At 73.3% G+C, this 11,265-nt stretch carries 10 protein-coding genes and 2 pseudogenes; 11 read left to right on the top strand and 1 reads right to left on the bottom strand.

All coding sequences use genetic code 11. The features are described 5' to 3' along the window. Positions 1-11: 11 nt before the first annotated feature. The 8 genes from AB0K37_RS12910 to AB0K37_RS12945 are packed head-to-tail and all read left to right on the top strand — an operon-like array spanning position 12 to position 8,631. On the top strand, positions 12-1,169 hold the full coding sequence (locus tag AB0K37_RS12910; protein ID WP_363979186.1) for a radical SAM/SPASM domain-containing protein: 1,158 nt from the start codon (positions 12-14) through the stop codon (positions 1,167-1,169). Further along, positions 1,162-2,232 carry a radical SAM protein gene (locus AB0K37_RS12915; RefSeq protein ID WP_363979189.1) on the top strand — a complete coding sequence of 357 codons (1,071 nt, stop codon included), beginning with the start codon at positions 1,162-1,164 and terminating at the stop codon, positions 2,230-2,232. The genes AB0K37_RS12910 and AB0K37_RS12915 overlap by 8 nt, the downstream gene beginning before the upstream one ends. Next, positions 2,232-2,996, top strand: coding sequence for a creatininase family protein (locus AB0K37_RS12920; RefSeq protein ID WP_363979192.1), 765 nt, complete (start codon positions 2,232-2,234; stop codon positions 2,994-2,996). Before AB0K37_RS12915 ends, AB0K37_RS12920 begins: the two co-directional genes overlap by 1 nt. Before the next feature lie 8 nt (positions 2,997-3,004). Then, a complete protein-coding gene (locus tag AB0K37_RS12925) occupies positions 3,005-4,567 on the top strand; it encodes a carbamoyltransferase C-terminal domain-containing protein (protein ID WP_363979195.1) in 1,563 nt (520 codons plus the stop codon). Then, a complete protein-coding gene (locus tag AB0K37_RS12930; protein WP_363979198.1) occupies positions 4,557-5,537 on the top strand; it encodes a glycosyltransferase family A protein in 981 nt (326 codons plus the stop codon). Before AB0K37_RS12925 ends, AB0K37_RS12930 begins: the two co-directional genes overlap by 11 nt. Continuing rightward, on the top strand, positions 5,534-6,757 hold the full coding sequence (locus AB0K37_RS12935; protein WP_363979201.1) for an arylsulfotransferase family protein: 1,224 nt from the start codon (positions 5,534-5,536) through the stop codon (positions 6,755-6,757). The genes AB0K37_RS12930 and AB0K37_RS12935 overlap by 4 nt, the downstream gene beginning before the upstream one ends. A 14-nt stretch (positions 6,758-6,771) precedes the next feature. Further along, positions 6,772-7,938 carry a glycosyltransferase family 4 protein gene (locus AB0K37_RS12940; RefSeq protein WP_363979204.1) on the top strand — a complete coding sequence of 389 codons (1,167 nt, stop codon included), beginning with the start codon at positions 6,772-6,774 and terminating at the stop codon, positions 7,936-7,938. Between the two features lie 21 nt (positions 7,939-7,959). Beyond that, positions 7,960-8,631, top strand: a complete 672-nt coding sequence (locus AB0K37_RS12945) for a shikimate kinase (RefSeq protein ID WP_363979207.1) — start codon at positions 7,960-7,962, stop codon at positions 8,629-8,631. Positions 8,632-8,710: 79 nt separating this feature from the next. Here AB0K37_RS12945 and AB0K37_RS12950 read toward each other — a convergent pair whose 3' ends face one another. Further along, the gene (locus AB0K37_RS12950; RefSeq protein ID WP_363979211.1) at positions 8,711-9,550 is read right to left on the bottom strand and encodes an HAD family hydrolase; all 840 of its coding nucleotides are present in this window, start codon (positions 9,548-9,550) and stop codon (positions 8,711-8,713) included. Positions 9,551-9,627: 77 nt separating this feature from the next. Between AB0K37_RS12950 and AB0K37_RS12955 the strand changes: the two genes are divergently transcribed. The 3 genes and pseudogenes from AB0K37_RS12955 to AB0K37_RS12965 form a co-directional block, all read left to right on the top strand. Beyond that, entirely contained in the window at positions 9,628-10,710 is a 1,083-nt protein-coding gene (locus AB0K37_RS12955; protein WP_363979214.1) for a hypothetical protein, read from the top strand. A 164-nt stretch (positions 10,711-10,874) separates the two neighbouring features. Next, a pseudogene (locus AB0K37_RS12960) lies at positions 10,875-11,096 on the top strand (hypothetical protein); the annotation flags it as partial. 74 nt (positions 11,097-11,170) lie between these two features. Further along, positions 11,171-11,265: pseudogene (locus AB0K37_RS12965) on the top strand (aminotransferase class I and II); the annotation flags it as partial.

Genomic DNA, 11,265 nt, shown 5'->3' on the forward strand with positions numbered 1-11,265 from the left:
ACGAAAGCCCGGTGGTGTACGCGATCGACGAACTGACGCCGGCATATCCCGACGTGACCGCGCCGGAGTGGGCCGCGTTCGGGGCGATCGGCCTGGACCGTTCCGTGGTCTGGCACGCGGACGCCGCCGCGCTCGACGCCCTGAACGACGCCGCGGCGGCGCCGGTCGGGCGGCCGGTGCTCGCGGCGGCGCACGGCCCCGCGGTCGTCGACGACCTGGCCGGCCGCGGCTGGCTGCAGCCCCCCGCGGACCTGTGCGCCGACTACCTGCTGACCACCGCTCAGATCGAGGTCACGGCGCACTGCAACTGGGGCTGCGAGTTCTGCCCCGTCTCACTCGATCGCAAGCCGTCGGCGACGATGCCGATGCCGCTGTTCGAGGAGATCATCCAGAAGATCGCTCCGTACGACACCATCCGGTACGTCACGTTCCACTTCTACAACGAGCCCACGCTGGACCGCTTCTTCGCCGAGCGCCTGGCGGTCCTGCGCGAGCACGGGCTGAAGCTGCGGCTGTTCACCAACGCCAGCAGGCTGACCGAGGAGAAGATCGCCCTGCTCCGCCAGGGGGACACGCTGTTCCAGCTCGTGGTGAACCTTCCGGCGCTCGACGAGGACTCGTTCCGCGACCTGACGGGCACCAGGGGACTCGCGCGGACGCTGGAGGGCGTCGAGGCCGCGCTCGACGCCGGGCTGCCGATGGAGATGGTGGTCAACGGCGGCGGGGACGACGCGCGGCGGCGGCTCGGCGAGCTGCGGGCGCGGTTCGAGCCGCGCGGCGTCGCGGTCCGCTCGACGCTGCTGTCGGACCGGGCGGGATCGCTGGCGGAGGACTACCACCAGGACGTCCGCGTCGAGGGCAGGCTGCGGGGCTGCGGCTGGCCGGTGAACCACGCGCATTTCTCGGTCGGCGGCGACATGTTCATCTGCTGCAACGACTACTACCAGCGCGAGAAGTTCGGCAATATCCGCTCCGGCTCCGTGCACGAGCTCATGACGAGCGAGGCGGCGGTCCGGCTGCGCCGCAGAGTCTTCGGTGTCGCCGACGCGCCCGACGACTACCTCTGCCGGACGTGCCATGACCAGCTGCCCGACTTTCCCCGCCGGCAGTTCCGCCCGCTCGCCAGCTTCCCGGTGAAAGCCTGTCACCGGGGGGTGGGCCGTGCCTGAGGAAACGGTCCCCCGCAGCGTTCGCATCTGGTACGTCTCCGGACAGCGGCTCTGCAATTTCCGTTGCGCTTACTGCGTTTCCGTCAACGATTACGCCAAAAGCAATTCCGGGGACTGGTCGGACGAGGACCGGTCCCGCTTCGAGAAGATCGTCGACTGGATCGCCGACCGGCCGTTCCAGATCGGAGTGCGGCTGGCGACATTGGGAGAACCGTTCGCCTCGCGGCCGTTCCTGTCGAAGGCGGCCGGGCTGAGCAGGCGTCCGAACATCGACTTCGTCGAACTGCTGACCAATGGGTCACTGCTGAAGCGCCGCCTTGAGCAGCTCGACCGCGAAGGGGACATCAGCAAGATCTCACTGTGGGTGACCTACCACCCGACGGAGATCCCGCTGGAGCGGTTCATCGCGAACGCCCGCTTCGCGCAGGAGCGCTACGGCTGCTTCGTCGTCGTCAACGGCCTGCTGTTCCCGGACAACGAGCAGGAGGTCGTCGATCTCGGGCGGGCCGCCGAGGACGCGGGCCTGCGGTTCAACCTCGACCTCGGCTACGACCCCCTCACGCCGCACGGCGTGCACACCGAGCTCGGCGCCATGGTTCCCGTGCTGCGCGAGCGGGCGGAGGACGGGATCGACCGCGCGATCCGCCTCGGCGCGCATCCCGAGCTGCTCGACCTCAACATGGCCGCGATGCGGGACCTGCGCGGGGAGATGTGCAGCGCGGGCCACGACTACTTCTACATCGGCATCCGCGGCGACGTGTACCGGTGCTCGCGCTACCAGGCCCTGGACAAGGACCGGATCGGCAACGTCCTCGACGAGGGGTTCGAGCTCCGCCCGGCGCGCGAGCCGTGGGCCGCCTGCGGAGCCGGATTCGGCTGCGGCAACAAGGAGGACTTCCTTCACCTCCGGCGCCGCCGCCCCGCGGGCGGACCGCCGCCCCCCAGCCTCGGCTGGGTCGACCGCGACGCCCCCGCGGCCGCCGGCCGGACCCGCCGCGGCGGCGCGCCGGGCGCGCTCACGCACGCGGCGCCGGCAGGGCCCTCCACAGAGGAGACGCACTGATGCGCATAGCGGACATGACATGGCAGGAGTACGACGACCAGATCGGACGGCGGATCGTCGTCCTGCCGATCGGTTCGATCGACGGCCACGGCCCCCACCTGCCGCTCTCCGCGGACACGATCATCTCCGACCATCTCGCCCGGCAGCTGGAGGAGCGGCTCGGCGTCCTGGTCCTGCCGCCCCTGACCTACGGCCTGGCCACCGACCCCGCGGCCAGCGGCGGCCGGTTCCCCGGCGTGACCAACGTGCGGGCCGCGACCTTCACCAGCCTGGTGCTGGACATCCTGCGCGCCTCCTACCGGCACGGCGCCCGCAGGTTCGTGCTGCTCGACTCGCACAAGGTCAACCTGGGCGCGCTCAGGGAGGCGGCCGAGCTGTTCGCCGACACCGCGCCGCAGGCCCGGATCATGGCCGTCACCTGGTGGGACGTGGTGACCGAGGAGAGCCGCAACGCGATCGCGGCCGAGACCGGCGTCGCCCGCCACGACGACCACCACGCGGCCATGGTGGAGACGAGCCTGGTGATGCACGCCGCGCCGCACCTGGTCCGGAACGAGCTGCTGGCCGACGACGAGATCCCGCGCCGGGCGCGCTACTTCGTCCTCCCCGTGCCGCAGGATCTGCGGACCAAGACCGGCGTGGTCTACCGGGCTGCGGCGGCGAGCCCCGCCATCGGCGCACGGCTGATGACCGAGATCGTCACCAACCTTGTCGCCGCGGTCACCCGCGAGCTCGGCGAATCCCCGCAGGAGGTCCTCCCGTAATGCTGATCATGGCGATCAAACCAGGCCATGACGGATCCATCGCCGTGGTCGAAGACGGCCGGCTGCTGTGGTGCCTGGAGTCAGAGAAGGACACGTTCCCCCGGTACGCGCCGCTGACCCCCACGACGCTGCTGGAGGCCGCGCAGCGGCTGGACCGCATGCCGGACGTGGTGGCGCTCGGCGGCTGGGCCAAACCGCGCACGGGCGGCGTGATCGGCGCCGGCTACTCGGGTGTCTCGGCGGTGCAGCGCAGCCGGATCCGTTTCTTCGGCTCCGAGGTCGAGTACTTCACCTCGTCCCACGAGCGCTCGCACCTCATGACCGCCGTCGGCATGGCGCCGCCGGGGGACGAGGAGCTGAGCACCGTCCTCGTGTGGGAAGGCGTCATCGGGTCGTTCTACCTGGTCGACCGGGACTGGCAGGTCGTGCGCACCGTGCCGGTGCTGCCCCACCCGGGCGACCGCTACGCGTTCCTCTTCTCGCTGGCCGACCCGACGTTCCCCGACCACGGGCAGACGCCCCGCACGGACGGCAGCGGCAAGCTGATGGCGCTGGCGGCGTTCGCCGACGCGAAGGACGCCGACGCCGACATCGAGTCCGCCGTCGACCGCATCCTGGCCGCGCCGACCGTCAACCCCGCGCCGAAGGCCGACTTCGCCGACACCGTGCTCTACAACGCCGGCGTCCAGTCGAAGGCCGCGAAGACGGCCGCGGCCCTGCTCACCAAGCGGATCTTCGACATGTTCGCCGAGGTCGCGGTCCGCGAGCTGCCGGCCGGCACGCCGCTGCGGATCTCGGGCGGCTGCGGGCTCAACTGCGACTGGAACGCGGCGTGGCGCGACCTCGGGCATTTCGGCTCGGTGTTCGTTCCGCCGTGCACCAGCGACTCCGGGTCGGCGATCGGGACCGCGATCGACGCGCTCGCCCACCACGGCCGCACCACGCCGATCGACTGGTCGGTGTACGCCGGGCTCGACTTCGTCGTCGACGCCCGCCCCGATCCGGGGCGATGGCACGAGGGGCCCCTCGACGACCGCGCCCTCGCGGCGGCGCTCGCGTCGGGCCGGATCGTCGCCTGGGTGCAGGGACGCTGGGAGGTCGGTCCCCGCGCGCTGGGCAACCGGTCGCTGCTGGCCGAACCCTACTCGGCGGCGACCCGGGACCGGCTCAACCAGATCAAGCAGCGGGAGCCGTACCGGCCGATCGCGCCGTGCTGCCGTGAGGAGGACCTCGCGGACGCCTTCGTCGAGGACTTCCCCGACCCGTACATGCTGTACTTCCGGCGGGTCCGGTCGCCGCGGCTGGCGGCGGTGACCCACGTCGACGGCTCGGCCCGCGCCCAGAGCGTCACCGCGGCGGGCAACCCGCCGCTGCACGGCCTGCTGAGCGCGTTCGCCGACCGCACCGGGCTGGGCGTGCTGTGCAACACCTCGCTCAACCACCTGCGGCGAGGGTTCATCAACCGGATGTCGGACCTCGCCGCCTACTGCGAGGACCGCGGCATCGACGACATGGTCGTCGGCGACCGCTGGTACACGCGGACGGCCACGGGAGGCGGACATGTCGGCTGACCTGCGCACACCCCGCTCCCAGCCGCTGGTCAGCGTCATCATCCCCACCCTGAACCGGGCCGCCGCGCTGGACGCGGCGCTGAACAGCGTCATGGCGGCCGCCCGGAGGCTCTCCGACGACCGGGACGCGGTCGAGGCGATCGTCGTCAACGACGGCGGCCGATCCGTCGGCGACCTCGTGGACGTATGGAAGCCGCGGCTGCGCGTCACGCTGATCGAGCTCGACCGGTGCTCGGGCGGGGCGTCCGTGCCGCGCAACGTCGCCATCGACGCGGCCCAGGGCGAGTACATCGCGTTCCTCGACGACGACGACGTCTTCCTGCCCTCCCACCTGGCCGTCGGCTGCGAACCGCTGCGGCGCGGCGAGGCGGACTTCGTCTACTTAGGCGCCGTCGTGTCCGAGCAGCGGCTGGACGCCCTCCCGGACGACCTCGGCGGGTACCGGCTCAAGGCCTACCCCTACGACCCCCGGTTCCTGATGGTGGCGAACTACCTGCACACCGGTTCGGTCATCGTGCGCAACTTCCGGCGCACCGACGTCCGGTTCGATCCGCGGCTGGACGTCTGCGAGGACTGGGACCTGTGGATCGCGCTGACCGCCGAGCTGGACTACCGCGTCGCCTTCGTCGACGAGATCACCTCCGTCTACCACCAGATCCCCGACACCAGCGGGGTGGTGTCCGGAGCCCAGCTGATCTCGCCGTCGAAGTTCGCCCTGGCCCGTGACTACATCAACGCCAAGTGGCCGGTGGCGGACCCGGTCGTGGAGGGGTACCGCGCCTGGCTGGTCGCGCTGGAGCGGTACCGGGACGACCTCATCGCGCGCCGCAGGCGCATGCCGAACCTGCTGTTCGACGAGATCCTCGGCTACCTGCACGAGCGGATCGCCCGGGGGCTGCCGCCCGACGACGCCCACATCGCCCGGTTCTTCACCGCGGCCGCGCCGGTGGGGCCGGAGGCGATCGCGTGAGCCCGCCGTCCGACGAGCCGCGCGGCCTGCTGTTCTCGCCGGCGTCGAGCTATCCCACCCCGACGGCGTACGTCGTCGATCGCGACGGGACGATCCTGCACACCTGGAGCCACCCCCACGGCCAGCCCCGCCCGCAGGACGACCCGCCCAGCTACCTGCGCGGCTGGAACCACGTCGAGATGGACGAGGCGGGCTGCCTCTTCGCGATCGTGCCGCTGCGCGCGCTGCTGAAGCTCACCCCCGACTCGCGGCTGGAATGGGCGTGCGACGTGGCCGCGCACCACGATCTCGCGATCAATGCCGACGGCACCGTCCTGGTGCTCGGCGAGGCGCCCCGCCGGGTGGACGACGGCCGGACCGCGCACGTCGTGCTCGACAACCTGATCACGACGGTCTCCGCCGACGGCGCCGTCGAGAGGGAGGCGTCGCTGTACGACGTCCTGCGGACGGACCCCGGTCTGCGGCGGCTGATCGACACGGAGATCCGGCGGCGCGCCGCCGCGTTCCGGCGGCGCGGGTGGCCCGTCCCCGACGACGGCGTCCCGGACGCGGTGGCCGCCGAGACCCGCGCGATCCTGCGGACGGGAAGCCATGAGGGAGAGCGGCGCCGCGCCCTGCGGCTCCTGCGCGCCCTCCCCGGGTCCCCGTGCGACGTCCTGCACACCAACACCCTCGAAGTGCTGCCGCCCCATCCGGCCGGCCTCTGGTCGCAGGGCGACCTGCTGGTCTGCATGCGGGAACTCGACGCCATCGCGGTGATCAGCCTCGCCGACGACCGGGTGGTCTGGTGGTGGGGGCCCGGCGAACTGTCGAGGCCGCACCAGCCCACCCTGCTCCCGGACGGCCGGATCCTGGTGTTCGACAACGGCGTGGAGAGACGGCGCTCGCGCCTGGTCGCGGTGGACCCGGCCACCGGCGGCATCGGGTGGAGCTGGACGGCCTCCCCGCCGGAGTCGTTCTTCTGCCCGCTCGCCGGCGGCGCCGAGCCGCTGCCGGACGGCGGCGTCCTGGTCACGAACTCCACCGCCGGCGCCGCCTTCGAGCTGACGGACGACGGACGGGTCGGCTGGGAGATGTCCCTGCCCGTCGAGGTGTACGGGGCCGAGCGCGGCCGGGTCTCCATCTACCGGATGTCGGCCGTGCCCGCCGGCATCCTCTCCCGGGAGGCGGCCGGACGTGCGCCGGCGGCGGCCGGGACGGGTGAGCGGGGGAAATCGTGAAGACCTTGATGATCATGAGGAGCCAGACCGGGGTCCCCGGCCGGTCCGGCGTGCCCGGCGGTCAGATCGGCATGATCCAGATCGCCCGGGCGCTGCCCTCCCTCGGAACCGAGGTGAGCCTGTTCGTCGGCGGGCCGCGGATGGCCTACTTCGCGGGCCTCGACGACCTCGATCCGCACTACCTGCGCTGGCCGACCTGGCTCGACACCGCCATCGCGGCCGCTCCGGGCGGGGTGCGCACGATCGGCCGGCGCCTGCGGCGGCGCCGGTGGCTGGCCGCGGTCACGGCGCTGCCGGAGTTCGCCGGCGCGGACGTGATCCACGTCCAGGGCCTCGAAGACGCCGAAGCGCTGCTCGACCGGGCCGACGGGCCGATCGTCGTCACCCACTGGGGACGGGTCGGCCGGTGGCTGCCCACCGGAACCGACGCGCGCGCGGACGAGCTGCTGGCCCGGCGCATCAGCCGGATCCGCGCCGGAGCCAGGATCGTGGCCATCGGCCAGGCGCAGGCCGAGGCGCTGACGGACGCGGGCCTGCCGCCTTCCGCCGTCATCCCGCCGGGCATCGATCTGGAGCACTTCGCCCCGGGCGACCGCGACCGCGCCCGCGGCACGCTGGGGCTGCCCTCCGACGCCAAGATCGTGCTCTATGTGGGGCGCCTCGCCGCCGACAAGAACGTCGAGACCGTGCTGTCGGCGTTCGCGGGCATCAGCGAGAAGGTCGAGAACAGCAGGCTGCTCGTCGTCGGCGACGGCCCCTTCCGGCAGGACCTGCAACGCGCCGCCGCGCGGCTCGGCATCGACGCGTCGGTGTCGTTCCACTCCTTCGTCCCCCACCAGCAGCTGCCCGCGTACTACCAGGCCGCCGACGTCACCGTCGTGCCGTCGAACCTGCTGGAGACGTTCTGCATGGTCGCCCTGGAGGCCATCGCCTGCGGCTGCCCCCTGATCGTCACCGACCAGGTGCCGGAGATCCTGAACGACTTCCCCGACGTCCCCTCCGTGTCCCCGTACGACGTCGCCGGCTTCCAGGAGCACATGGCCGCGGCCCTGCACGGTGAGCTGCGCCCGGCCGGCGACGCGCGCGTCGGCGAGTACGCCTGGAGCCGGATAGCCCGTCAGTACGCTGACCTCTACCAGACCGCCGACCGCCGCAGCAGCGGTGAGACCTCAAGCCGATAGGCACTCGCGAGGAGCCGACGAATGCACTCTGCCCTGAATGAAGGGACTCACCCCGACGTCGCGCGGGAGCGGTTGCGGCACGTCTACTGGATCGGCGGCGGCAGCGGAGCGGGAAAGTCCACCATCGCCCGGCGCATCGCGGACCGGTACGGGATGCACCTGTACGACACCGACGCGGTCATGCCCGACCACGCCCGGCGCCTGCCCGCGGAAGAGGCCCCCTACCTGCGCGAGTTCGCGGCCATGGACATGGACCAGCGGTGGGTGGCCAGGAGCCCGCGCGAGATGCTCGACACCTTCCACTGGTACCGGGGCGAGGGGTTCGGCCTGATCGTCGAGGACCTTCTCGCCCTTCCCGCCGACCGCCCGGTGCTGGCCGAGGGCTTCCGGCTGCTGCCCGACCTCGTCCGGCCCCTGCTCACCGAGATGAGCCACGCCGTGTGGCTGCTGCCCACCCCCGGGTTCCGCGAGGCGGTGTTCGAAGGCCGCGGCGGCCCGGCGTGGGGGTTCGTCGCCAAGACCGGCGATCCGCGCCACGCCCTGCGGAACCTGCTCCAGCGCGACGCCATGTTCACCGACCGGCTCGCCGAGCAGACCCGGGACCTGGACCTGAACGGGCTCAGAGTGGATCCCGAGGTCACCGAGGACGACCTCGTCCGGCGAGTCTCCGCGGCGTTCGGCCTTGAACAGTAGGCGGCCACGACGTGGCCGCCCCGGTCGGGGCCCCGGCGGCCGCGACCGCGGGGAGCGGCCTCCGGCGCCCCCGCACCAGTCAGGCGTGCCCGTCCAGCAGGCGTTCCAGGTAGACGCCGACGCCGTCCTGGACGTTGGCGAGCGTCACGTCCGTGGCCGCGGCCAGGACCTCCGCGTGCGCGTTGGCCACGGCGACCGACCGCCCGGCCCACCGCATCATCGGAACGTCGTTGGGCATGTCGCCGAACACCAGGACGTCGGCCGCCGGGACCTCCAGCTCACCGGCGACGACGGCGAGGGCGCTGCCCTTCGTCACCCCCCGCCGGCTCATCTCGACCAGGCCGAGGTATCCCTGCCGGGTCACCTCGACCAGATCACCGACGGTCGCGGCCACCAGCGCCACGAACGACTCCGGCTCGCGCCCGGGAGCGCGCGCCTGCAGCTTCACCACCGGCCCGCCGGTCAGGTCCGGCAGCACGGTCGGCGCGGGGCCGGCCGCGGCCCCGCGTTTCCGGGGCCAGCCGGGCTCGTGCAGAACCCGGCCGCCGCACTCCACGTGCGCGGCGAAGACCACCTCGGGCACCCGCTCGCGGAGCAGCGCGCACACCCGCCGGACGTGCGCGGGAGCCATCGGCCGGCAGGCGAGCACCCGCTCCCCCGCCGGGTCGTACACCACGCCGCCGTTGGCGCAGACCGCCAGGTACCGCGCGCCGAGCTGGGAGTAGACGTCTGCGAGCCGGTGCTGCGACCGTCCGGTCACCAGCACCACCCTGGCGCCGGCGCCCGCCGCCCGGCGCAGTGCGGCGGCGTTGCGGGCGCTGACGGCGCCCCCCTCCCCCAGCAGCGTGCCGTCGAGGTCGGTCGCGATCAGTCTCGGACGCGCGGCCGGGCGGACCGGAGGCGGGGGCGAAGGCGTCACGCCGCGACGATAGCCCCGGCCGCGGCACGCGGGACGACCCGGCGCGCGACGAGCGCAGGCGACCACCGGAGAACATCGTGACCGAGACGTTCGACCGCCCCCTGGAGCTCACCGGCGAAGCGTCCCTGAACCACGTGGTCCTCGGACCCGCCGGGTCGATCGGCGTCGAAGGACGGCTCGCGCAGGACGCGTGCTCCCGGGACGCTCTGCACGCCCTGGCCGCCGACCTCGGGCTGCCCGGCCTGCGGAGGGACCGCCTGGCGGACGATCTCGCCCGCGCCGCGGCGTCGTCCGACGCGGAGGCGGCGCGCTCGGCCGCCGCCGTACTGCACGCCTTCGGGATGCGCCTCGGAGCGCTGGTCGCGACACTGCGCGATCCGGCCACCGCCGAACGCCAGGGGAGCACGCCGCACCGCCGGGCCTTCCTCGCCCGGTGGACGGCCGTCGAGCGCGTGTGGCTCGCGGGCGGTCTGCTGGCGGGCGGGTGCGGACCGCTCGTCCTCGAGGGGGCGCGGGCGACGGCCGGTCTCGCACCACACCCGTGCCCCGTGGCCGTGTCGCCCCGGCCGGAGCTCGCCCCGCTCATCGGCGCGGCCCGGCACGTGCCCGCGGGCTCCGGCGCCGAGGCCGCGGTGGTGGCCGACCTCGGCCACACCCAGATCAGGACCGCGGTCGCCGAGCGGCACGACCGCACCCTGCGGCGCCTGCGCCATCTGCGCGCCGCGCCCGTGCCCCAGCGGCCCGGCGCCGACGCCGTCGAGGCCGCGGTCGGCGCCGCGCTGGCCGCGGCGGTCCGGGACGCCGCGGACCCGGCGTCGAAGCGGGTCCGGGTCGTCGTCAGCGTCGCCTCGTTCGTGCGGGACGGGCTGCCCGCCGACGACGGGCAGGGGATCTACGGGTGCCTCGCGGCGCGTGCTCCCGCGCTCCTGCGCGCGGTGCGCGACGCGGCCGGCGTCGGCGTCGACCTGCGGTTCCTGCACGACGGGACCGCCGCGGCCTCGGCCGGGGGCGGTCCGGGCGACGCCGCGATCACGGCGGGAACGTGGCTGGGCGTGGGCTTCGCGCCCTCGGGAGGGCCGCCGCCGCTCGCCGTGCCGCGGCACCGGTTGCCCATCGCCCGGGCGGACGAGGCCGTCCCGCCGCCGGGCGCGCTCAGCTGAGGACCGGAGGAATGGCCGACGAAGTGGAACACGGGGACCGCCGCGCCGCCACGGACGGGGATCCGGCAGGAGCCCCGGCCGGGACGTCCGCCGCGCCGGCCGGCGGCGCGTACCGTCCGACCCTCGTCATCGTGAGCGGACCTCCCGGCTCGGGCAAGACGACCATGGCGGGCCTGCTCGCCGGGGCGCTGCCGTGCCCCCTCGTGTCGCGCGACGCCATCAACGAGGGCATCTTCCACACCTTCGGTCACGACCTCGGCGTCGCCGCCAAGGACTCCGTCGCGCGCATGGCCTTCGACGCCTTCTTCCAGACGGTCGATCTGCTGCTGTCCTCGAAGGTGTCGGTCGTGGCCGAGGCGGCCTTCCAGCACCGGAGATGGCGCCTGGGGCTGGACTCGCTCAAGGCCGAAGCGGACATAAGGCTCGTGCACTGCGTCATCGATCCCGGGCTGGCGCGCCTTTCGCGTCCCGGGTGCTGTGGTTCGACGCGTTCATCGGCAACGTCGACCGCAGTTGGCGCAACCCCAACATGCTCGTGTGGCACGGCGACGTGTG

It is taken from the genome of Actinomadura sp. NPDC049753 (genome assembly GCF_040674655.1).
In the GTDB taxonomy this organism is placed as follows: domain Bacteria; phylum Actinomycetota; class Actinomycetes; order Streptosporangiales; family Streptosporangiaceae; genus Spirillospora; species Spirillospora verrucosospora.

Bases quoted from the DNA above. Each gene is read 5' to 3' on its own strand.
- AB0K37_RS12920 (WP_363979192.1), top strand. From the start codon at position 2,232: ATGCGCATAGCGGACATGACATGGCAGGAGTACGACGACCAGATCGGA.
- AB0K37_RS12925 (WP_363979195.1), top strand. From the start codon at position 3,005: ATGGCGATCAAACCAGGCCATGACGGATCCATCGCCGTGGTCGAAGAC.
- AB0K37_RS12930 (WP_363979198.1), top strand. From the start codon at position 4,557: ATGTCGGCTGACCTGCGCACACCCCGCTCCCAGCCGCTGGTCAGCGTC.
- AB0K37_RS12940 (WP_363979204.1), top strand. From the start codon at position 6,772: ATGAGGAGCCAGACCGGGGTCCCCGGCCGGTCCGGCGTGCCCGGCGGT.
- AB0K37_RS12945 (WP_363979207.1), top strand. From the start codon at position 7,960: ATGCACTCTGCCCTGAATGAAGGGACTCACCCCGACGTCGCGCGGGAG.